Origin of the sequence: Lactobacillus sp. UMNPBX15, from assembly GCF_002553785.1 — a bacterium.
GTDB lineage: Bacteria > Bacillota > Bacilli > Lactobacillales > Lactobacillaceae > Lactobacillus > Lactobacillus crispatus.
This window is the reverse complement of the sequence record NZ_PCYV01000022.1, coordinates 13,407-36,144: the sequence shown is the minus strand read 5'-3', so window position 1 is coordinate 36,144 and position 22,738 is coordinate 13,407. Positions and strand designations below refer to the sequence as shown.

Annotated in this window: 25 protein-coding genes; 7 read left to right on the top strand and 18 right to left on the bottom strand. The window is 37.4% G+C overall.

What is annotated here, in order from left to right; genetic code table 11:
• Positions 1-191: 191 nt before the first annotated feature.
• Complete coding sequence (locus CP366_RS06535) at positions 192-1,184, top strand: NAD(P)/FAD-dependent oxidoreductase (RefSeq protein WP_089147813.1); 993 nt, start codon at positions 192-194, stop codon at positions 1,182-1,184.
• A 9-nt stretch (positions 1,185-1,193) separates the two neighbouring features.
• Positions 1,194-1,844 carry a VTT domain-containing protein gene (locus tag CP366_RS06530; protein WP_005724245.1) on the top strand — a complete coding sequence of 217 codons (651 nt, stop codon included), beginning with the start codon at positions 1,194-1,196 and terminating at the stop codon, positions 1,842-1,844.
• Positions 1,845-1,855: 11 nt separating this feature from the next.
• Here CP366_RS06530 and CP366_RS06525 read toward each other — a convergent pair whose 3' ends face one another.
• From CP366_RS06525 to CP366_RS06505, 5 genes are read right to left on the bottom strand one after another with little or no spacing between them, the layout of a single operon-like run.
• Positions 1,856-2,464, bottom strand: a complete 609-nt coding sequence (locus CP366_RS06525; protein ID WP_065989991.1) for a TIGR01906 family membrane protein — start codon at positions 2,462-2,464, stop codon at positions 1,856-1,858.
• A complete protein-coding gene (locus CP366_RS06520; protein ID WP_005720504.1) occupies positions 2,461-3,231 on the bottom strand; it encodes a TIGR01457 family HAD-type hydrolase in 771 nt (256 codons plus the stop codon). The genes CP366_RS06525 and CP366_RS06520 overlap by 4 nt, the downstream gene beginning before the upstream one ends.
• Positions 3,231-3,815: a YutD family protein gene (locus CP366_RS06515; protein WP_089147814.1), complete on the bottom strand. Its 585-nt coding sequence runs from the start codon at positions 3,813-3,815 to the stop codon at positions 3,231-3,233. The genes CP366_RS06520 and CP366_RS06515 overlap by 1 nt, the downstream gene beginning before the upstream one ends.
• Positions 3,808-5,190 (bottom strand): bifunctional UDP-sugar hydrolase/5'-nucleotidase, encoded by a 1,383-nt coding sequence (locus CP366_RS06510; RefSeq protein ID WP_089147385.1) that lies wholly within the window; start codon positions 5,188-5,190, stop codon positions 3,808-3,810. Before CP366_RS06510 ends, CP366_RS06515 begins: the two co-directional genes overlap by 8 nt.
• A gap of 15 nt (positions 5,191-5,205) precedes the next feature.
• On the bottom strand, positions 5,206-5,526 hold the full coding sequence (locus CP366_RS06505) for a hypothetical protein (RefSeq protein ID WP_005720507.1): 321 nt from the start codon (positions 5,524-5,526) through the stop codon (positions 5,206-5,208).
• A gap of 113 nt (positions 5,527-5,639) precedes the next feature.
• On the opposite strand from CP366_RS06505, the gene CP366_RS06500 reads away from it, so the two are divergent.
• Entirely contained in the window at positions 5,640-7,010 is a 1,371-nt protein-coding gene (locus CP366_RS06500) for a glycerophosphodiester phosphodiesterase (RefSeq protein ID WP_089142867.1), read from the top strand.
• A gap of 41 nt (positions 7,011-7,051) precedes the next feature.
• Here the strand turns inward: CP366_RS06500 and CP366_RS06495 are convergent, their stop codons facing one another.
• Positions 7,052-8,053 (bottom strand): substrate-binding domain-containing protein, encoded by a 1,002-nt coding sequence (locus tag CP366_RS06495; protein ID WP_013085886.1) that lies wholly within the window; start codon positions 8,051-8,053, stop codon positions 7,052-7,054.
• A gap of 150 nt (positions 8,054-8,203) precedes the next feature.
• On the opposite strand from CP366_RS06495, the gene CP366_RS06490 reads away from it, so the two are divergent.
• On the top strand, positions 8,204-9,310 hold the full coding sequence (locus CP366_RS06490) for a Xaa-Pro peptidase family protein (RefSeq protein WP_089147815.1): 1,107 nt from the start codon (positions 8,204-8,206) through the stop codon (positions 9,308-9,310).
• 58 nt (positions 9,311-9,368) lie between these two features.
• On the opposite strand, the gene CP366_RS06485 is transcribed toward CP366_RS06490, so the two are convergent.
• Both CP366_RS06485 and CP366_RS06480 read right to left on the bottom strand, forming a co-directional pair.
• Positions 9,369-9,737 (bottom strand): hypothetical protein, encoded by a 369-nt coding sequence (locus CP366_RS06485; RefSeq protein ID WP_005720511.1) that lies wholly within the window; start codon positions 9,735-9,737, stop codon positions 9,369-9,371.
• A 17-nt stretch (positions 9,738-9,754) separates the two neighbouring features.
• Complete coding sequence (locus CP366_RS06480) at positions 9,755-10,180, bottom strand: DUF948 domain-containing protein (protein ID WP_005720512.1); 426 nt, start codon at positions 10,178-10,180, stop codon at positions 9,755-9,757.
• A gap of 108 nt (positions 10,181-10,288) precedes the next feature.
• Between CP366_RS06480 and CP366_RS06475 the strand changes: the two genes are divergently transcribed.
• Complete coding sequence (locus CP366_RS06475; RefSeq protein WP_065989992.1) at positions 10,289-11,134, top strand: mechanosensitive ion channel family protein; 846 nt, start codon at positions 10,289-10,291, stop codon at positions 11,132-11,134.
• A gap of 55 nt (positions 11,135-11,189) precedes the next feature.
• Here CP366_RS06475 and CP366_RS06470 read toward each other — a convergent pair whose 3' ends face one another.
• Together CP366_RS06470 and murI are read right to left on the bottom strand one after the other, a co-directional pair.
• Positions 11,190-11,810: an XTP/dITP diphosphatase gene (locus CP366_RS06470; protein WP_089147816.1), complete on the bottom strand. Its 621-nt coding sequence runs from the start codon at positions 11,808-11,810 to the stop codon at positions 11,190-11,192.
• Positions 11,810-12,616: a glutamate racemase gene (gene murI / locus CP366_RS06465; RefSeq protein WP_065990000.1), complete on the bottom strand. Its 807-nt coding sequence runs from the start codon at positions 12,614-12,616 to the stop codon at positions 11,810-11,812. Before murI ends, CP366_RS06470 begins: the two co-directional genes overlap by 1 nt.
• Before the next feature lie 76 nt (positions 12,617-12,692).
• Between murI and CP366_RS06460 the strand changes: the two genes are divergently transcribed.
• Together CP366_RS06460 and mscL are read left to right on the top strand one after the other, a co-directional pair.
• Positions 12,693-13,115, top strand: coding sequence for a YslB family protein (locus CP366_RS06460; RefSeq protein ID WP_005720527.1), 423 nt, complete (start codon positions 12,693-12,695; stop codon positions 13,113-13,115).
• 86 nt (positions 13,116-13,201) lie between these two features.
• Positions 13,202-13,576, top strand: a complete 375-nt coding sequence (gene mscL / locus CP366_RS06455) for a large-conductance mechanosensitive channel protein MscL (protein WP_005720528.1) — start codon at positions 13,202-13,204, stop codon at positions 13,574-13,576.
• 53 nt (positions 13,577-13,629) lie between these two features.
• Here mscL and trxA read toward each other — a convergent pair whose 3' ends face one another.
• From trxA to CP366_RS06415, 8 genes are all read right to left on the bottom strand, one after another.
• Positions 13,630-13,941: a thioredoxin gene (gene trxA / locus CP366_RS06450; RefSeq protein ID WP_005720529.1), complete on the bottom strand. Its 312-nt coding sequence runs from the start codon at positions 13,939-13,941 to the stop codon at positions 13,630-13,632.
• A gap of 82 nt (positions 13,942-14,023) precedes the next feature.
• Entirely contained in the window at positions 14,024-16,381 is a 2,358-nt protein-coding gene (locus tag CP366_RS06445; protein WP_005728601.1) for an endonuclease MutS2, read from the bottom strand.
• Positions 16,382-16,438: 57 nt separating this feature from the next.
• The gene (locus tag CP366_RS06440) at positions 16,439-16,750 is read right to left on the bottom strand and encodes a DUF1292 domain-containing protein (protein WP_005720531.1); all 312 of its coding nucleotides are present in this window, start codon (positions 16,748-16,750) and stop codon (positions 16,439-16,441) included.
• Between the two features lies 1 nt (position 16,751).
• On the bottom strand, positions 16,752-17,180 hold the full coding sequence (gene ruvX / locus CP366_RS06435) for a Holliday junction resolvase RuvX (protein WP_005720532.1): 429 nt from the start codon (positions 17,178-17,180) through the stop codon (positions 16,752-16,754).
• Positions 17,180-17,437 (bottom strand): IreB family regulatory phosphoprotein, encoded by a 258-nt coding sequence (locus CP366_RS06430; RefSeq protein ID WP_003549189.1) that lies wholly within the window; start codon positions 17,435-17,437, stop codon positions 17,180-17,182. Before CP366_RS06430 ends, ruvX begins: the two co-directional genes overlap by 1 nt.
• A 60-nt stretch (positions 17,438-17,497) precedes the next feature.
• Entirely contained in the window at positions 17,498-20,137 is a 2,640-nt protein-coding gene (alaS, locus tag CP366_RS06425; protein ID WP_089147817.1) for an alanine--tRNA ligase, read from the bottom strand.
• A gap of 242 nt (positions 20,138-20,379) precedes the next feature.
• On the bottom strand, positions 20,380-21,741 hold the full coding sequence (locus tag CP366_RS06420; protein ID WP_089147818.1) for a DEAD/DEAH box helicase: 1,362 nt from the start codon (positions 21,739-21,741) through the stop codon (positions 20,380-20,382).
• Positions 21,734-22,690: a bifunctional oligoribonuclease/PAP phosphatase NrnA gene (locus tag CP366_RS06415; protein WP_023488881.1), complete on the bottom strand. Its 957-nt coding sequence runs from the start codon at positions 22,688-22,690 to the stop codon at positions 21,734-21,736. The genes CP366_RS06420 and CP366_RS06415 overlap by 8 nt, the downstream gene beginning before the upstream one ends.
• Between the last annotated feature and the right edge of the window lie 48 nt (positions 22,691-22,738).

The following is a 22,738-nucleotide window of genomic DNA, read 5'->3' as shown; positions in this document are numbered from 1 at the left end:
CCTTACATGTCTGTTTTTAAGCTCTCGTCGCATCTCTCGAAGCGACTTTATTAATATATAATACTTGAATATTAATTGCAAGTATTTTTTTAATAAAGAATTATGCTCGCTCTTAAAAAGGCGACTTCAATAATATACCTTAAAATTCATTTTTTGACAAGCTTATTTTTAAATGAATATTTACAAAATTCATGTTAAAGTTGATACATCACTACTTTGAGGGGGTCATTAAAATTAAAAAATTTGATTTAACTATTATCGGTGGCGGACCTGTTGGCCTATTTGCCGCGCGATTTGCCCATCTTCATGGACTCAAGACCGTACTGTTTGATTCATTATCTGAAACAGGCGGACAGCCACAAATGCTTTATCCTTTTAAGAAAATCAAAGATATTCCTGCTTACGACTCTATTACAGGAACTGAACTAATCGACAATTTACGACATAATTTAACGGATACAACTATTTTTACTAACCATAAAGTTGAAAATGTCACTAAACAAAAAGACGGCTTTATTATCGATGATATAGTTGCATCCCACAGCATATTGATTACCACTGGTGCCGGTGCCTTTAAACCTAAAGCTTTACCATTATCTATGGATGATGATACTCAAAAAAGGATTCATTACTTTATTAAAGATCCCCAAAAATTTGTCGGACAAACAGTTGGCGTCTTTGGGGGCGGCGATTCAGCATTAGACCTGGCACTAGAATTAGCTAATTATGCCAATGTCAAAATCATTCATCGCCGTAATCAATTTCGCGGTCTTGAATCTAATGTCAAAAAACTTAAGTCTTTAAAAAATGTTGAAATTTTAACTCCTTATCTTCCTAAACAAATCAATTTGGTTGATAATCAACTGAACGTTAATTTAAAAGAAATGGGAAAAGATAGTTTAACTAATATCAAGTTAGACCAAGCGGTCGTTGCATATGGCTTTAAAGCTAATAATTGCTTTGTCAAAAAATGGGGAATCGATTTAGCTGGCACACAAATTAAGGTGGATTCAACAATGCAAACTAATATCGCCGGTGTTTATGCAGCTGGCGATGTTGTTACCTATCCTGGACGCGTCCCTTTAATCGCTCTCGGTTTTGGCGAAGCCCAGATTGCAATCACCGCGATTATGCGTGATCTTTTCCCTGAAAAAACTTTGACAATTCATTCAACTAGTTTTTAGGAGTTACAGATGAGTTTAATCGATTTTATTTTGCACATTGATGACCATTTAATCACGATTGTTAACCAATTCGGTGGTTGGTCCTATTTAATCTTATTCGCTATCATTTTTATTGAAACAGGCTTAGTCGTTTTTCCATTTCTTCCAGGCGATTCGTTGATTTTTGCTGCGAGTGCAATGGCTGCTAATCCTAAGTATGGCTTAAATATTTGGCTAGTTTATCTTATAGTAGCATTCGCCGCCATAATCGGTGACAGTATCAACTATGAAATTGGTGCCTGGTCAACCAGAGCTGGTGAAAAACATAGCTGGTTCAATAAATTAATTAATCAAAATAATCGGTTGGCCGCTGAAAAGTTCTTTGAGCGCCACGGACCAATTACGATCGTTATAGGTAGATTTATACCATTTATTCGTACTTTTGTCCCATTCATTTCCGGCGGCAGTAAGATGCATTATGGTAAATTTATCACCTACAACATCTTGGGTGGCTTGCTTTGGACAGGATTGTTCACAATCATCGGTTTCTTCTTTGGCAATATTCCATTTGTAAAGGACCATTTTTCAATGATCGTAATTGCTATCATTTTAGTATCAGTTGTGCCAATCGCAATTGTCGCAATCAAGAAAAAAATATCACTCAAAAAAGAGTTCCACTAAGGAACTCTTTTTTACTTACGTAATAATTTTTCAGCAAAATATAATTCATAAATAACCCCAGCAACGGCAAAACAAGAAGCAAAGAAGCCTTCCGTTAGCACATTGATAATTGGGTCAGTATTAGGATCAAACAGCCAATCACTATTGTTAAACAAAATATGGTGAAAAATCACAAAGAAACTGTCGAAATTGGTTACTGCAAATGGAAAAATAATAATTGGCAATAATAGCAAAATAAGGGCTACTGATTTATCCAAATTAAGCAGTAGCTTTTTCTTTTGTCGTTTAAAAACAAAGTGCACTATGATGCAGATAATAAAAACTAATAGAGTCAGAATAAATAAATGCTTACATTCCGCAAAATGTTCTGCCGCATTAGCAGATGTAGGGAAATTATCCATTTTAAGCTGCTTTTTAAAGGGCCAGAGCAAATAAAACATCAGCTGGTTATAATTATGCATTACCTTAAACAAAGACATGTGAACCGTCTCATATGTCTTTTGTACGATCATAAAAATAAACAATAATGGCCAACTAGCCACAATTGCCCCAATTACACTGCTAGAAACAGCAAACAAAAAATGATAAATCAGCAAAAAAATATTGTTTTTAGTAATCATAATTCAAATTCATCTAGGTTATTAACTAAAATTGTTGGTTGACGTTTATCTGCAATATCCACTTTGGTCGTCACACCTGTCAAAGTCAACAACTGATCTACTCCACTATTAAAGCCAGCTTTAATATCGGTATCGTAATTATCACCTACCAAAAGTGCCTCATCTTTGCTATAGCCAACTTTATCCAAAGCCATTTTTACAATAATTGATTCAGGCTTACCAATATACAGTGGCTCTACTCCACTTGCTGCAGCAACGAATGCACATTGTGAACCATTGCCTGGAATTAGCTCATCCTCTGCTGGTAAATTCATATCGGCATTAGTCCCAATAAAAGTGGCTCCACGTCTAATCGCCCGTGAAGCTACTCGTACTTTATGATAAGTCAGATCTGTATCCATACCGACAATTACATAATCGGGATTTTCTTCATTAAGCTCAAACTCTGGATGTTGCAATAATTCACGCCAGAGACCAATCTGCCCAATAATATACAAGCCGATCTTTTCCTTGTGTTCTCTTTGTAAAATATAGCTAGCTGTGGCCATACTTGGCGTATAAACATGGTCCGTATCAGTTTCGATACCGTGTCCCTTTAGTTTATCAACTACCATTTGCGGTGTCCTGGTCGTATTGTTGGTTAAAAACAAATAGTCTTTCCCTGCTTGAACTAAACGATGAACAAATCTTACTCCTGATTCAACTGTTTCCTTACCACGATAAACAGTTCCGTCTAAGTCAATTAAAAATACCCGGTAATCTTTCACTAGTTTCCCTTTCTCTTTTTAATAATAAATGAATGATGCCGTCCAAATTCTTTTTTCACTGCAATTGATTGTTTTTTCTTAAATTTAGTTTGATGAACACGCCGCTTCTTAAACGGATTATTTTCATTCTTCCGATAATTTCGACGTCGTGCATGATAACGCTCATTTTTACCAAAATCGCGCTCGTGTCGTTCACGTGATCGCCGTATTTTAGTACGTTGATGCTGATAATGATGTACTGGATGCGTTAATTCCAAGATAAAATAAGGTCCGCCGGGATTACAATATTCCGTTAAATAATCCACGATCGCCATTTCTTTTTTATCAATTGCGGTTCTAGCACCGTCTTTATAAAAGCCTTTCAAGCGTAAATGTTCACTAGAAACGTCCCCCACCAGATAATCATACTGGTCAAGATAAGGATCATATTTTTTACGCAAAGATTCTAAATCAAGTGCGTCTCGCTCATTGACAATGATGCTATAAAGCTGCGCACCAATCTTAATGCTCTTACCATCTTGCACCACGTCAGCAAGTGGGTGTCTAATTGGCTGTTCTTGTTCAAATTTATTTTCTTCAGTCATCTTTTTCACTTCTCGCTGTTAAAGGATATTTTTCAGCCAAATATTTACCAACAACTTCACGTAAAAATTGTGGGAATAAAAACTCATTTTCACCGACAATAGCCAAAGTTGGGAAAAATGGAACTAAGACATAATGATCCAAACAGGCAATTTTATATTCTTTTTGTGGATCAATTTCATGCCCATTGACGTAAACTACACGTCTACGCATATCAACCTTGATCCCTTTGTAATACATCTGACCAAAAATTTTTCCTCGAAAACTCATCCCTTGCAGTGGAAAATGGTCTAGGTAATGCCGATTCTTTTCAATTTCCATCACTAGTCGCCACAAATCATAACCTTTCAAGGTTGAACGAACAACGTGCATTGGATGCGGTAAGGCATTTTGTAAATCATATTGAGTAATTATTCCACTCTTAAACGGGGTCAAGAATAGGCCTGAGCTTAAAATGGCTAAATCTGTTTTAGCAAAATCAGCAATCGCATCAAGAGAAACTTGAACGGCTGCTACTTTATCATCTGCAAATTTTTCAGGTAAATTAGCCACTTTTCGTTCTGATAAAAGTCGCTTACCTTCATCATAGTAGCCCTGAATCACTGCCTTATCTTCCGGTTCTTCTGGCATCGAAGCAGTAGAAATAGTGCGAGGTACTACCTTAATCACGTGATGATCTTCAAGTTCTAGATGAATATCACCCACATAGTTTCCCCATTTACCTGTTTGCGTAATCCAAGTATGCCCCACTTTTTCACCATGTTCAATCAGATCATGGCTGTGGCCTCCTACAATTAAATTAATTTGAGGATAATGTTTAGCTAACCAGCGATCCATTTTTAATCCAACATGAGTCAATAAAATTAAGACATCATACTTACCTTCAATTTGAGCTAATTCGTGATCCATACTGTCACCTAACATCTTGACATGCCAATGATTAGGACCATAAGTCATTGGATAAGCTGCAGTCAGGCCAATTAAAGCAATTCGCGTCTTTTTCTTAGTAGTTAAAAACATATGGCCGACTGCCCATTTAGGCATTGATTCATCTTCTTCACGCAAATTTGCTAAAACTGTCGGAAAGTCCGCATGATCAAATAAATGTTCCAATACCCAATGTGGATTAGAAATTCCCTCATTATTGCCAATCGTAATTGCATCATAGTTAAACCCATTCATCAATTTGATGTTGGCTTGACCTTCCGTAGCATCAGTTAAAGGATGAGACCGATCCATAAAGTCTCCTGCATCAAAAGTGTAGATATCATCAACCGATTGATCAGCCTGCGCTTTTTTCAAGTAACGTCCGATTTTAGGGAAATGTTCAAAATGTGAATGAAGATCATTGGTATGTAAAATTCGCAGTTGTTCCATTTTTTATGCCACTTTCTAACCAATTCGATTGGCTTTTAAGATCATATTATATGCGTCTAAAATTTTTCCCTTGGGTTTATCCCATTCTACCCATTTTGGATTTTTCCAATCACTTTCATTAGTCAAAGTCTGCAAGTCATAAGTATCATTGATATATTTTTCATAAGCAATCAGTGCCTTAGTTCGAGGAATATTCAGCTGCAGTATTTTGACTTTTTTAATTAAGCCATGATCTGCAGCTAATTCTGCAATTCCATTTTGGTCAATATTAGAGATTTCATAATATCGACTGCCATCATTTCTGGTAACTTCTTCAATTAAGTCCAATTGTTCCATTAAATCTCATCCTTTAGATTTCAATCATACCGATTACTGATAAAAGAATAGTACTATAAATAGAAAAAAATGTGTAACCATGCTATTGTTAAGTATGCGATAGAGGTGTACACATGAAATTTAAAAGCCGACTCGTTTGGGTTCTTTTTTTTAGCTTAGTCTTTTTCATAAATAGTGGTTTTACAGTTGTAGGGCACCGTGGTGATCCCATCAAATATCCTGAAGAAACAATTCAGGCTGACGATTCCGCCTTTAATTCTGGTGCTGATTACGTTGAACTCGATCTCCAGCTCTCAAAGGATGGAGTTCCGGTCATTGCACATGATGATGACCTCTTCCGAGTTACTCATACACATGCAATTGTATCACAAAATAATTTTACAGCACTTAAACAACTGCAATATGACAATGGCGAACACGTTATGTCACTCAGTGAGCTTTTTAAGCATTATCAAAATAAACCAAACACTAAATTTGTCTTAGAGACTAAAATTGATCATGGATTAAATCCGTCCTATGAGTTAGAGGATAGAATCGCACAAATAGTTAAAAAATACCATATGCAGAAAAGAATCATGATTCATTCATTTTCCGCTGCTAGTCTCTTTCACTTTAGAAAAATTATGCCTGAAGCTTATCTAATTTTGATCGTTGGCAGCCTGAAACGCATTAATTTCAGTAATTTACCTCAAGTTAATGCTATCAATGCTTCTTCTGATATTGTGCAAGAGCATCCCTTTTTAATTCACTGGCTTCACAAATTACATAAGCAACTGTTTGTCTGGGCCGAAATGGACGAATCGCCTGCCCTATGGCATTGGCTAATTAATCGGAATGTTGATGGCGTGGTTACCAACTATCCCGCTACTGGTTTTAAATATAAATTAGCCAAAAGTGGCACTAAAAAGTACGCTATTAATAGAACTGGAATTTATTTTGGTAAAACTAAAGCCGCTACAATGATGAATCCGTATGTTCGCATCAAAGAAAAAAAGTACGTGCAACCAGGTCAAAAAGTCAATGTCACTTATGGCGTCCGTGTAGATGATCGCTTATTTTATCAAATTGCTGAAAAAACTTTTATTTCGGCAGAATTCGTTAATTTTGACTTAACAAAGCGAGATATTGCTCCTTATCAAAATAAGAAAATTATCGCTAAACCTAACCAAAAAGTTACAATTTATCGTTATCCTGATAACCAAGCCAAAACGCAGCAAAAATTACCCGCAAATCAATTATTAAAAATTCAAAATTTTAATGGTAGTCCTAAAAACATGTGGATTTATACCAAACTAGGTTGGGTTAAGGCAAAAGATATCTTGTTCTATGGCTTCTTTAGTCAAGACGATTTCAGAGATTATCAGTCCTTACCACGGGTCAGTCAGTACACTAATCTCGTGCTTTTGCCCTATAATCCTAATCAAGCAATTGCGCCAACCACTTTTACACAAAAGCTTCAACAGATTAACAAAATTATCTACTAAAACAAAAAGACCAGTAAACTGGTCTTTTTTGCTTCACTTAATTATTGATTTAAAGTACTTTGCTTTTTAACTAATTCATATGGCAAAACAATATGAGTATCATCTACTTCTTCATTGTTCATCAACTTAGTCAACATTCTCATTGCTACGGCACCCATATCATAAAGTGGCTGCTTAATCGTAGTCAAAGCTGGACGAACAACAGAAGCTAACTGCGTAGCACTGGCGGTCACGATTTCCAAATCTTCTGGCACTTTCTTACCTGCATCCATCGCAGAATTCAAAATACCAACTGATGAAATATCGCGAGTAACAATTACACCATCAACGCCATCTTTAACTAATTGTGGGTATAAATTATAACCATCTGAATAGTCTTTAATATCAGTATAGATTCGAGGAGTGCCCAAATCATTTTCTTCCATGAATTCTTCATAAGCAGGGATTCTGTTTTCGCTGTTAACTACAGCATCTTGATCACCAACTACGATTCCCAAATGCTTCTTACCATCATGGTACATCAAATTCAATGCTTCAGTATCAGCCTTCTTATAGTCAATTGTGACAGAAGCAAAATCATCACGATTATCTTTAGTACCTGCTAAAACCACAGGAGTATCAGTCCGCTTAAAGGCATCAGCTGCTTCATCTGATAAACGGTTAGACATATAAATTACACCGTCAACTTGCTTATTCAGCAAACTTTGAATAACTTGGTCTTCCTTCATCAAGCGGTTTTCAATACTAGTAATAATGATGTTGTATTTATATAAAAGTGCAATATCATCAATACCCTTAGATAATTCTGCAAAGTATAAATTAGTTAAATCTGGGACAATTAACCCTACTGTAGTAGTCCGCTTAGAAGCTAAACCTTGAGCTACAGCGTTTGGTTGATAGTGCAGTCTTTTAATAACTTCGAGAACACGGTCACGTGTCTCTTTTCTAACATTACTATTACCATTCACAACACGAGAAACCGTAGCCATTGAAACCTTAGCTTCTCGAGCGACGTCATAGATTGTAACTTCTTGTTTATGCATCTCTTATCTCTCAGTCCTTCCAAAAAATTCTTCACTTAAAGATATCACGATGCTGCATAAAATGCAAACGTTTACAGATTTTCTTTCATTTTTTCATTAAGAAATCATGATATACTACAGTCAACATAATTTGCAAGAAAAGAGGACAATATGAACTTAGATAAATTACAACAATGGTTGCAAGACTCCAATAATGATCTTGCTTACATTTCTAATCCAATCACCATTTCCTACTTTACTGGTTACTCAATGGAACCACATGAGAGAATCTTTGCTTTAATTGTTTTAAAGGATGCAGAACCATTTATTTTCTGCCCGGCTTTAAACGTAGAAGAAGCAAAAGCATCTGCATGGGATGGCGATGTTATCGGCTATCTTGATTCTGAGAATCCTTGGAGCATCATCGCAGATAATGTCAAAAAGAGAACTCACGATACCCATAATTGGGCAATTGAAAAAGATGATTTGTCTGTTGCCCACTACCAGCTCTTACGTGGTGAATTTCCTAACGCTAGTTTCACTAACGATGTTTCACCTTTTATTGAAAAACTTCGTCTTTACAAGACACCTGAAGAAATCAAGAAGTTGCAAGGCGCTGGTGCAGAAGCAGACTTCGCTTTTAAGATTGGCTTTGACGCAATTAGAACTGGCGTCACCGAAAGAAGCATCGCTGGTCAAATTGATTACCAACTAAAAATTCAAAAAGGTGTTATGCATGAAAGTTTTGAAACCATCGTACAAGCTGGTAAAAACGCCGCTAATCCTCACCTTGGTCCAACTATGAACACTGTTCAACCAAATGAATTAGTTTTATTCGACTTAGGTACCATGCACGATGGTTACGCATCAGATTCTAGTCGAACTGTTGCTTACGGTGAACCTACTGCTAAGCAACGCGAAATTTATGAAGTTGATCGTGAAGCTCAACAAGCCGCAATCGAAGCTGCTAAGCCAGGAATCACCGCTGAAGAATTAGATAGCGTGGCTCGTGACATCATTACTAAGGCTGGCTATGGTGAATACTTCATTCACCGCCTAGGTCACGGCATTGGTAAAAACGTTCATGAATATCCATCAATCGTACAAGGTAACGACTTAGTTCTTGAAGAAGGAATGTGCTTCTCCATTGAACCAGGTATCTACATCCCTGGCTTTGCTGGTGTCAGAATTGAAGATTGTGGTGTCGTTACTAAGGACGGCTTTGAAACCTTTACTCACACTGACAAGGACTTAAAAGTTTTGCCACTTAAAGACTAATTTTGTCATAAAAAAGGAGCTGATCATCACGACCAGCTCCTTTTCTTTTTGACTTTAATTAAGCTTGTGGTTTTTCTGAAGTAGATGCTGCATCAGTATCATCTTTTTCAGCATTGTTCAAATCGTTAACTGACTCTTCAGCATTTTCACTGTCATCGTCATCTTTATTTGAGTCATCGATTACGATGTCGTCAAAATCCTTCAATTCTGAATCATCTTCAACATTCTTAGGGAATGATGCTAATTGATTCTTAACGATTTCAGTACCATTGTCATACTTCTTCTTCAAATCTTGAAGCTTGTCATTATCTTTAATCTTGTTCTTAACGTCATCAACTTGTTCATCACTAACAAGAAGTGAACCTGCGAGAAAACCTGCTGCACATCCTGCAACGGCACCTAATAAGAAACTTGCGAATTTTTTCATGGTGAATTCCTCCTTTATTAATTTTCACCTCTGCGACGCTTGCGTCTTGCAAATGCCGTCGCAGCTATTGAAGAAATAAGACCCGTACGGCTTAAATGATTGCTGCTAAAGCGTTTAGCGATCTTTTTAGATGAATCGTTTAATTCTGATACGCTTTCGCCTAAATCTGCAGCAGCTTTAACAACTGGATCTAACGTCTTCATTTTACCATTAACATCGGTCATTAGGTCATTAGTTTTATCTAACAAATCCGAAGTTTGATCCATCAAGCCATCCATATCTTCAGAAATTTTCTTCATTGACTCGTTAGTTGTTTGAATAGTTGCACTAGTTTCTTTCAACAACTTCGCGGTCCGAATTAGCATTGGAATCGTAAATAATACTAAAATTAAGAATGCAATCGCCGCAATTAAGCCTGCTAAAGCACCATAAGAAATTGTCATTTTCTACCTCCATCAACATCTAAAAAAAGTTTAGCATGAATATCCTTTATTCTCAATTAATGTCTTGTTATTCTTAATTATACCCGTAAGCAATAGAAAGGACACCAAATGAAGATTCCTACTCACATAAATATACAGAAAATTGAAATTGATTGGAGTAAAATTAGCCAAAATTTATTGTCAATTATTTGGCAATTAGCTATTACTTCACTCATTTTTTACCTTTTATCCCATTTTGGTCATAAAATAATTAATAATTACTTAGCCAAGCATAACACAGTTAAGAATAAAAGAACTCGAACTATCACAGCTTTGATTAACAGCGTTTTTCAATATACCCTTATCTTCTTCTATTTATTCGGTATTCTCTCTATTCTAGGTGTACCAGTTGGCACCTTGTTAGCCAGTGCTGGAATTTTTTCCCTAGCTTTAGGAATGGGCGCACAAGGCTTTGTTAGTGATTTGGTCAACGGTTTCTTTATTCTAAGTGAAGACCAATTTGATGTTGGAGATTTAGTTCAGATTGGCACTAATGTTGGTACCGTCGTGCAACTAGGCCTCAGAACTACTCGTCTCAAGGGTTCAGATGGCTCAATTATTTTCATCCCTAACCGCAACATTACCATTGTGCAAAACCTAGCCCATGGCGGTGTAGCACTAGACATTAATTTGGATCTTGATACCAAAAACGATATTGATGAAGTTAACAAGTTAATCAAAGAATGCAATCGCAAGATTCAGCCAGAAAAAAAGACGATTGTTTCTGGACCTACTATCGTTGGTGTGACTGAGCAAACAGGAAAGAAATTTGTTTATTCAATTCACTTTCAAGTTAAACCTGGTAAACAAGCCGCTGTGAGAAATTTGTATTTAAGTAAATATATTCAAATTTTACGAGAAAATAATATTGTTTTTGCAAGTACAGAACGACCTGCAAAAACTACTGCAAAATAAGTAAAAAATAGCTCAGTTCAAATCATACGAATGACCCGAACTGAGCTATTTTTATCTAATCAAATTGTTCTAACCAACTTGGCAATTCCTTCAATAACTTTTGTACAGCTCGCCCACGATGAGAGATCTCATTCTTTTCATCAGTAGTCATCTGTGCAAAAGTTTTTTCTTTTTCCGGAATATAAAACAATGGATCATAGCCAAAACCATCTTCACCACGTGGTGCGGCCAAAATACGACCACTGCAAGTACCTGACACAACCAAGTCTTTATCAAATTCACCTGGCATTGAAACCACAATCGTAGTCCAAAACTTGGCCGTTCTTTTTTCATCTGGCACACCGCCTAAATTAGCTAATAACTTTGCGTTATTCTTTGCATCATTATGAGCTTCGCCAGCATAGCGAGCACTTCTAACACCTGGTTCGCCATCCAAAGCATCAACCATTAAACCTGAATCATCGGCAATCGTAGGCAACTTGCTAAACTCAGCTAATTCATGGGCCTTAATCTTGGCATTAGCTTCAAACGTATGGCCACTTTCAATCGGATGAGGCGGATTGTCTAAGTCAGCATTCGTCTTAATCTCGACATTTACCCCAGCTTGTTTAAAGGCTTCTTTTAGTTCTTTTGCTTTACCTTGATTACCAGTCGCAAATAAAATTTCTTTAACCATTATTCATTCTCCGTATCCACATGCTTAGATGTTAAAGTTGCATCATCCATGAATGTCCTTGCTAAATGATCAAAACTAGTTGGATCGCCTGTAGTGTAATATTCATGACTGACTTTTTCATTACCATCACTAAACAAACCATCGCGCCGCATCACATTAAACGTATACTGTGCAACTTGATCTGCAGGATCCAAGATAGTAACATTTTTATCATTAATTGCTTCTTTAAATTCTTTCTGAATCAATGGATAATGCGTACAGCCCATAATTAAAGTGTCAAAGTCTTTTCCTTGTAAGGGGGTCAAACTCTCTTTAACTACTTTTAAGTTGGTTTCATGATCTTTTTGAGCCTCCACAAGTGGTGCAAGTTTAGGGGCAGCTAATTCCGTTACCTGAATTTCTGGATCACGGAAACGGATCTCTTTAGCATAAGCATGTGATTCTGCTGTTGCTTTAGTTGAAACTACCGCAACTTTTTTATTCTTAGTTGTCCGTGAAGCGGCCAAACTCCCCGACTGAATAACTCCGATAATTTGTGGATCGATTTCTGCTTGAATCGTACTCATAGCCATTGCTGTCGCAGTATTGCAGGCAAAAATTATCAGCTTAACATTTTTATCTAACAAAAATTGGACTGATTTTCTAACTAGTTCAATAATCTCTTCTTTAGTTCGATCGCCATACGGCATATGAGCGTTATCACCAATAAAAACAGTTGATTCATTAGGCAATTTTTCAATTACTTTTTTTGCAACAGATAGGCCACCTAGCCCTGAATCCAATAATCCAATCGGACGATTATCCATAATAAAACCCTCTTAAAATCAAAAATTTATTTTCTACTTCTACTAGTTTACGGTAAAATAAAAAAGAATAAAAGGGATGAACAAGTTTATGACAGAAAACACAGAAAACACAAACGAGCACGTATATTTTATTAACCAACTTTACCGCGATTTCCTTTTGCCAACTATTTTAGGCGATGATGACGCCTCAATCCTTTATTGGGCTGGCAAGAGAATCGCGCGAAAATATGATTTAAGTGATTATGATGATTTAGTTGAATTCTTCAACATGGCTGAATTTGGTAAGCTAGAAAAAGTTAAAGAAAGACGATCATTTACTACTTACGAATTAAGTGGCCAAACTGTCACTGATCGTTTGAATAGCGCCAGCAAGGAATTCTCCCTTGAAGGCGGAATGATCGCGGAAGCATTTCAAAAATCAACTGGTCGAACCACCGAATGTGAAATTAATATTTTAGATAAAGAAAAGAAAGTTCAATTTATCGCTCGCTTCGGTTAAAAGCAAATTGATAGACTATAAATAACCACTCATATATACTTTAGTTAAAATCGCATTTATATATATATTAGATATAGGAGTAGAGCATGATTAAAGAATTTAAAGAGTTTATTTCACGTGGCAATGTAATGGACATGGCAGTTGGTGTAATCATTGGTGCTGCCTTCACTGCTATCGTACAATCTTTAGTAAAAAACTTGATCAACCCCCTACTTGGGATCTTTGCCGGCAAAATTGATTTTTCTAACCTCGTTTTTAAGGTTGGGGATGCTACATTTAAATATGGCAGCTTCATCAATTCTGTCATTAACTTCTTGATCATTTCATTTGTGGTATTTTTAATGATCAAGGCTTTAAATAGAGTAATGCCCAAGAAAGAAAAAGAAGCTGGTCCAACTGAGGCCGACTATTTAGAAGAAATTCGTGACTTGCTAAAAAAGCAAGTAAATCAAAATAAGTGATATATCAAAAAAGCTTGAGGCAACATCGTCTCAAGCTTTTTTTGATTTTTAAATTAATCAGTATATTGATCCAAAATTTGGTTTAACTTTTCTTTTGGAGTGTAACCAGTAATTCGGTCTACAATATTGCCATCCTTCTTTACGATTAAAGTAGGAATAGCCATAATACCCAAATTCTTAGCTGTATCTTGATTTTGGTCAACATCCATCTTGTAGAAGTTAACGTCTTGACGTTCTTCAGATAATTGATCAATTACTGGTGATTGCATCTTACATGGACCACACCAAGTTGCCCAAAAGTCTACTAATGCTACACCATTCTTAGTTTCTTCTTCAAAATTTTGATCATTAATTGCTTCAACCATAATTATTACCTCACATTTTTTCAATTCATTTATTTATATTATAAGTATATTCTATTATACTTACTTTTTGCAAGTAAGACGCTTACTTTAATTGTACAATTGTTGCACCATTGCCACCTTCATTAGCTGGTGCATAATTAAAGTTCTTTACATGATTGCTGCTGCGGAGATATTGCCAAACACCTTTTCTAATCGCACCAGTACCAATACCGTGAATAATCGTAACCGTATCAAGTCCTGCCAGTAAAACAGAATCAATATATCGGTCCAAATTAGTCATTGCTTCATCATAGCGTTGGCCTCGCAAATCCAGCTCGCTATGAGCATTACTTCTTCTAACCGCACTGGTTGCTCTAACAGTTTGTCTAGGCTTAGTACTTTCGCCCTTTTCAATCCTCTCAATATCGCGATCACTAACCTTAACTTTGATAATTCCCATCTGAACCTCATATTCATGTTCAGATAACTTCTTAGTAATCGTACCTGTCTGACCATATGAGAGGACCTTTACTCGATCGCCTACACTTACATGGTGACGACGTTTTTCACGCTGTAAGACCTTATTATGAGCCAAATTATTAGCCTGACGCTCTAAACTGTTGAGTTCGCCTTTAGCTTCAATAATCTTATTTTCCTTGACGCCCATGTTCTTTTGTTTTTCAAGTTGGGCAATAATCTCATCAGCTTTTTTACGGCGTTTGGCAACAACTTCATTAGCTCGCTCTTGTGCAAAATCAAGCTGTTTTTGTACACGTTGGTTATACCAATCAAGTGCTTGTTGCAACTTTTGCTCTAATTTTTGGCTCCGATCCAAACTGGTTTGCAGACGATTACGAGCCACAGTAGCTGCCTTGGTTTGCGTATTCAACTTGGTGATCATCTTATTAATATCAGAATCTTCATCTGACATTAAGTTCTGGGCATTTTTGACAACATCTTCACGCATCCCTAGCTTGCGGGCAATGGCAAAGGCATTACTATGACCAGGAATACCAATCTGCAAATGATAAGTTGGCGACAAGGTCTTTAAGTCAAATTCCATTGAGGCATTAGTCGTCCGTGGCCGATTATAACCATAAAGCTTCAATTCAGGATAGTGCGTTGTCACCATGATCTTAGCATCTTTTTTACGCAAAAAGTCTAAGATACTAATTGCCAAACTAGCACCCTCTTCTGGATCAGTCCCTGCACCAATTTCATCAATTAAAACTAAGGTCTCAGAATCAACATTCTTCATGATCGCAATAATGTCATTGATATGTGATGAAAAAGTACTTAACGATTGTTCAATTGACTGTTCATCGCCAATATCAGCATAAACTTGCTTAAAGACGCCAACCTTGCTACCTTCTTCAGCCGGGATAAATAATCCAGACTGTGCCATCAATTGAAGCAATCCTGCTGTTTTTAAGGTAATTGTCTTACCACCGGTGTTAGGCCCCGTGATCAGCATAGTATCAAATTCACCACCTAAACGAATGTCATTAGGTACTACCTTTTCTGGGTCAATCAATGGGTGACGCGCTTTTAATAAGTTCAAAGAATGGTCTTGTGTCAGACGAGGCTCACTTGCCTTCATTTCTTTTGCTAACTTGGCTTTAGCCTGCAAGAAATCTAGTTCAGTTAATGCAGCCGCAATATTATTCAAACTAGTAATTTCTTCACGAGCCAAATTAGATAAGTGCTTCAAAATATTACGAATTTCTTGTTTTTCTTGAGCAATTAAATTCTGTTGGCGGTTATTAAGGTTTAAAACGGCTTCCGGCTCTATAAACAGTGTTTGACCACTGGCACTTTGATCATGAACTACCCCACCAAATTTTGCCCGATATTCTTGCTTAACTGGAATAACATAGCGGTCATCACGAATAGTCACAATTTGCTCAGATAAATACTTACTACTATTGCCCTTAGTATAAGCATCCATCTTATTCTTAATTTCCTCTTCATTAGAACGTATATCATGACGCAAACGAGCTAGTTCATGTGAGGCTGTATCTAATACCTCACCATCATAATCAACTGATTTCTTTAATTCTCTAAATAAAAGATCCGGCACATCTAATTGATCTAAAATTTCATCAATTGCAGTTAAATCCAGTTTGTTTGGATCTATTTCTGCCAAAAAGTCATTAATTTCATGAGCTAAACTTAATACTAATAATAAATTACCTAATTCCTTAGCATTTAAATTAGCTTTCACGCTTAAACGTTTAGTACTTGGACGTACGTCCTGAAAGTCCGTTAAAGGAAGTTGTCCCTTAATTCGTAGCAAATTAGTCAAAGCTAAAGTCTGCTTTAACTCATTTTGTACTTGTTCAAAATCACCACTAGGTAATAATTCCTCCGCTTCTTTTTTAGCGGGACCAGTAATCGCTAATTTACTCAAGCGCTTAGTAATTTCGCCAAATTCTAAAATCTCTAATATTTTCTTGTTCATTTTTATCTTTTTTCTAAAACTAACAAAAAGGACCAGCCACAGCCAGTCCTCTTTTTATTATTTACCACTCAAGCGGTCATCATCTAAGAAAGTATTTAAAACTCCCTGGACCATGTCCCACTCATCATCAGATTCAATCTCATGCAAATCGCTACTTGTTACATCGCCGGCATCATCGGCATCATAACTGAAAGCTTGCACCTCAATATCTTCATCATCGCCAACAGCGGCTGGATAAAGAAGCACGTAAGATTTGTCATAATCATCTGAATGAAAAGTAAATAATATCTCATACAATTCTTCATTACCTTGATCATCAATCAAAGTAATTTGACGATCTTGATCGTCACCATTAACTTGTGCTGCCATTTTAATCCTTTCGGTGTAAATCTAAATAATTTTGCAAGATGAGCACCGCTGCCATCTGATCAATTACTTGTTTACGCTTCTTGCGATCATGGATCCCTGCATCCTCAACAAGTACTCGTCGTGATTCAATTGTTGTCAATCTCTCATCAGAATAATGTACAGGTAAACCAAACTTTTCCTCTAGTCGTTTGCCGTATGCCTTACTTCTAGCTACGGAACTACCAGAAGTACCATCCATATTCTTAGGTAAACCTAATACGAAACCGTCAACTTCATATTGTCTGACTAGCTTCTTCAATGGACGCATACCAAAGTTATATCTGCTTTCATCAATCTGGATAGTCTCCAACTTCTGGGCAGTAATTCCTAGCTCATCGCTAATTGCTACTCCCACAGTTTTAGAACCTACATCTAAACCTAATAAACGCATTATTTATTCTTACCAAGATAACTCTTAACAAGTTCTTCAATAATCTCGTCACGTTCGTGCTTAAGAATCAAATTACGGGCATCGTTATGCCGTGGAATATAAGCAGGATCGCCAGAAAGTAAGTAACCTACAATCTGGTTAATAGGATTATAGCCCTTTTCTTCAAGCGCATTGTAAACATCTTGCAGAGTATCATAAACATTTTTTCCTTTGTTCTGATTAAAGTCAAAATGCATAGTCTTATCTAGCGAACTCATATTTATTCCTCCTGTCAACAATTTTACTTGAAAAAAAGCTTAAACACAATTAATTAATTCTTAGTTCTTAGAAATTTCGTCAATAACTGCCTTAATAGCATCATTCAAGCCTTCTGGATTCTTACCACCGGCTTGAGCCATGTTTGGACGGCCGCCACCGCCACCTCCAAAGATTGGGGCAGCGATCTTGATTAAGTTACCTGCTTTAAGGCCCTTGTCTAATGCCTTTTGGCCTAAGGCAATAATCATATTAGCCTTGCCAGCATTTTCAGCAGCTAAAACTAAAACATCAGACTTGTTGCCGCTCTTCCAGCTATCAGCAAGTTCACGCAAGTCATTCATCCCATTAACATCTGCAGTAGCAGCAATGACAGTCAAGTCACCAGCTTGTTTAACGTCATTAAAGATTTGACCAGCCTTAGCAGCATTGATCTTCTTGTTCAAAGTTTCAACTTGCTTTTGAGCATCGTGCAAATCACTTTCAAGTGAATCAATCTTATCGACAATGTTATCTGGCTTGGTTGCCTTAACTTCTTCTTGAATATCATCAAGTAAGTCTGAACGGTTTGCCAAGTATTCATAAGCCTTCTTAGAAGTTACAGCTTCAATTCTACGCATACCAGCACCGACAGCTGATTCTGAAGTAATCTTGAAGATTCCAATTTGGTTAGTATTGTCCACGTGAGTACCACCACAGAATTCACTTGAGAAGTCACCCATTTGAACAACACGAACCTTATCACCGTACTTGCTATCAAAGAGGGCTAAAGCACCCATCTTTTCACCCTCTTCAGGGGTAGTGATAGTAGTCTTAACTTGAATAGCTTCCCAAATCTTTTGGTTAACCAATTCTTCAACGGTCTTAAGCTCACGCTTGGTCATTGGTTCCATTGCAGTAAAGTCAAATCTTAAGTAGTCAGGATCAACTAATGAACCAGCTTGGTGAGTGTGTTCACCTAAGACTTGACGAAGAGCAGCGTGAAGAAGGTGAGTTGCTGAGTGAGAGTGACGTAACCCTTCACGACGTTCCTTATCTAACTTCAATACGTATTCTTGACCCTTTTCAACTGGCAAAATAAGGTCAACAAAGTGTAAGTTTTGGTCGTTAGGTGCGTGTTGGACGTCAGTAACTTCAGCTACTAATTCGCCATTTTGGTTATAAATCTTACCATGATCAGCAACTTGACCACCACGTTCTGCGTAAAATGGAGTCTTGTCAAAGACCAAAGTAGCATGTTCGCCATCGGCCTTATCAACCAACTTATCATCAACAACAATGTCAACTAGCTTTGCATGTGGTTCTTCGTAAGTATCACGTTCAAAGACTGACTTATCCTTAATGTTCATTAAAGTTACATCTTGACGTCCCATTGATTGAAGGTCACCACGAGCTTTACGTGCACGCTCTTTTTGAGCAGCCATTTCTGCGTCAAAGCCCTTCTTGTCAACCTTAAGGCCAGCATCTTGTGCTGATTCAAAAGTCAATTCATATGGGAAGCCGTAAGTATCGAACATCTTGAAGGCATCTTTACCTGAAATGGTCTTATCCTTAGAATTCTTTGCCTTGTCGATTAAGTCGTCAAGCAAAGTCAAACCAGTATCAAGAGTTGATTGAAATCTTTCTTCTTCGTTTTGGATAACGTTTTCGATAAAGCCGCGTTGATCCATAACTTCTGGGTAGTGACTTTCCATGATTTTTCCAACAACTGGAACCAACTTGTAAAGGAAGGCACCCTTAATTCCTAAGCGTTGACCATTCAAGTCTGCGCGACGGATCAAACGACGAAGAACATAACCACGGCCCGAGTTTGAAGGAAGCGCACCATCAGCAATCGCAAAACTTACGGCACGAACGTGGTCAGCGATAATCTTGAAAGCAGTAGTGTCTTCCTTGTTAACGCCGTACTTCTTGTCATCAGTCATTTCTTCAGTGGCGTGAATAATTGGCAAGAACAAGTCGGTTTCGAAGTTTGTTGGAGCATCTTGCAAAATTGAAAGAACACGTTCTAGTCCCATACCAGTATCGATGTTCTTATGTGGTTGATCGACATATTTGCCATTTGGCAAGTGGTTGTATTGTGAAAATACGATGTTCCAAATTTCAAGGTAACGGGCATTTTCACCACCAGGAAAGTTTTCTGGATCGTCTTCAGCTACGTCGTTGTTTTCTTGACCACGGTCATAGAAGATTTCAGTATCTGGACCACATGGACCTTCACCAATATCCCAGAAGTTGTCTTCTAATTTAACAATATGGTCAGCTGGCATCCCTGCCTTTACCCAAACATTAAATGAGTCTTCATCTTTTGGATAAACAGTACAGTAAAGCTTTTCCTTTGGCAAGCCAAGCCAATCAGGACTAGTTAAGAATTCCCATGCCCAAGGAATAGCTTCATCTCTAAAGTAGTCACCAACTGAGAAGTTACCAAGCATTTCAAAGAAAGTTTGGTGACGTGCAGTCTTACCAACATTTTCAATATCGTTGGTTCTGATTGACTTTTGAGATGAAGTAATTCTGTGATTCTTTGGTACAACTGAGCCATCAAAGTACTTCTTCATGGTAGCAACACCTGAGTTAATCCAAAGAAGAGTTGGGTCATCTTGTGGGATTAATGATGCACTTGGCATAATCATGTGACCATGATCCTTGAAGAAGTCTAAAAACATTTGGCGAAACTCTGAACTATTTAGTTTCTTCATTAAAATAAATCTCCCTAAAAATAAATAAAAAACACTATTGCTTTCTTCAAGGACGCTCCACGCGCGGTACCACCTTGATTGCAACAGTGTTTGTTACCTCTTGATATTCTTAATTATGAAACTTAAAGGAGCATTTTTTGACTATTATTAAGCCATTCTCATCTAACTGGCTCTCTCTTTGAAATAATTGATCAAAAAACATATCTTAAGCTGAAATAATTGTACTACAAAATCCGCTTCTGTCAAAGCCCTTGTTCACGCTTGCGCTTTCTTAAACGTTTTGCCTTACGAACCTCATGACGCTGTTCCAACTTACGTTTTTGACGATTATCCTCTTGAATCGCACGCTTAATCTTCTTCTTGTAACCTGGCTTACGCTTTCTCTTCTCTTTTTTAACGTAACCCACCAGCTTGGTATCAAGCTTACGATTCTTGCTTTGACGATTTTCACGACTGCGATAGTGTTTACGTGGCATTAATTCACCATTTTTAATTTCAACGAAGTCAAAATGAACACCCATCTTTTCCAATTCTTCAATTCGGTTCATTTCTTCTTCACGAATTAAAGTTATCGCATGACCAGATAAGCCATTACGCCCCGTCCGGCCAATCCGGTGAATCACGAACTCAATATCACGTGGTATTTCATAATTGACAACCAGACTAACACCATCAATATCTAAGCCACGAGCAGCTAGGTCACTAGCTACCACATATTGATACTGTCCTTGCTCAACCTGACGCAGAGTACGCTTTCTTTCACGTTCAGTTACCCCACCGTGAATTTTAGCTACCTTCAAACCCTGATCTTGCAAATAATTAGTCAACTCATCGACCTTTTGCTTAGTGTTAGCAAAAACCAACGCCAAATATGGTTGTCCCATAGTTAACAATTTGTACAAGACATTCTTGCGATCCTTTGAGCCAATATCAAGCAAATCGTTTTTAATCGTTGGCGCAATAACACTAGGATTATCAATAACGATCTCATCAGGATGAGCCATATATTTGCGTAAAAAGTTAGACAATTTAACTGGAATAGTTGCTGAAAAGGCAGCAATTTGGACATCCTTCGGCAATTTAGCAGCAACTTGATCAATGTCGTTCAAAAAGCCCATGTCCAAGGTCATGTCAGCTTCGTCGATAACAAAAGTTTTTACTTGATCAACTGCAAAAACCTTCTTTTGAACAAAGTCTAACAAACGTCCTGGAGTTGCAATCACCAATTGTGGAGTATTATTTTGATACTTTTCTAATTGACGTTCACGATCAGTTCCGCCCGCAAGATGTGCAATTGAAAAATGCATCCCTGCCGCATCACGGAGCTGCCGTGCTACTTGATAAAGCTGATCGGCTAATTCACGACTAGGCAAAGTAACGATTGCTTGAACATAGCGTTTATCTTCTTCAATTTCATTAAAAATTGGTACTAAATAAGCATGCGTTTTTCCTGAACCAGTTGCTGCTTGCACTACTACACTCAAGTCAGACAACATAGCAGGAATAACTTTCTCCTGCACCTTAGTTGGCTTTTCAAAATGGATCTTCTTTAAACCAGCCTGAATAGTTGGTTTAATTCTTGAATCTATAAAAATATTATTCATGATCTTCTTTAAACTTCTTAGTTACTTCAACGACTTCCGCAAATACCTGCTTTACTTCGTCCATATCCTTAGCGTTAGCACCACTAGCTAATGCATGACCACCACCATCATGCTTAGCAGCTAATTCATTGATTACAGGACCCTTTGAACGGTAATGTACGCGGAAAGTACCATCTGGTTTTTCAACAAAAACATTCCAAGCAAGCACATCTTTAATACGTCCTGGAGTAGATACAGCAACATTTGCTTGATCATCAGTCAAACCTAACTTCTTCAAGTCTGACTGCATCAAAATTGTATAAGCTGCACCAACGGGATCAATTTCCATCTTGTCCATTGCCAAGGCTTGCAATTTTGCCTCATCAAAAGTTACATCAGCAATATTACGAGCGATTTCAGTAATGTTAATTCCAGTAGAAGCTAATTGAGCAGCCACCTTAAAAGTATGCTCTGAAGTTTCTGGATACATGAAACGACCGGTATCGCCTACAATTCCAGCATAAAGTGGGTAAGCAACTTCCTTGGTAATCTTAAAGCCCTCTTCATTCAAGAAGTCTACAATGATTTGGCATGCTGCTGGAGCATCTGGATCTACGTAACTCATATCAGCATATGGATCAACATCTGGGTGGTGGTCAATCTTAATTAAAAAGTCACCCTTATCATACAACTTATTAGAAATTCTTGGTGTATTAGCGGTATCAGTAGTAATTACCAAAGCACCTTCGTAATCAGTTGCCTTGACTTGATCCATGTGGTTAATCCAAGCTAAGTCGCCTTCATCGTTTTCCCCAGCACAAAGAATGCGCTTGTCCGGGAATTTTTCCATTAATGCTCTAGCTAAACCAGCTTGTGAACCAATTGCGTCTGGATCAGGACTAGTGTGGCGGTGCAAGATAATTGTAGGATATTGCAAGATTTTTTCATAAATGTCATCAAAACTACTCATTTTTAATCTCCTCATCTTGTAAAAATATCTGTATCTAGTTTACCAGAA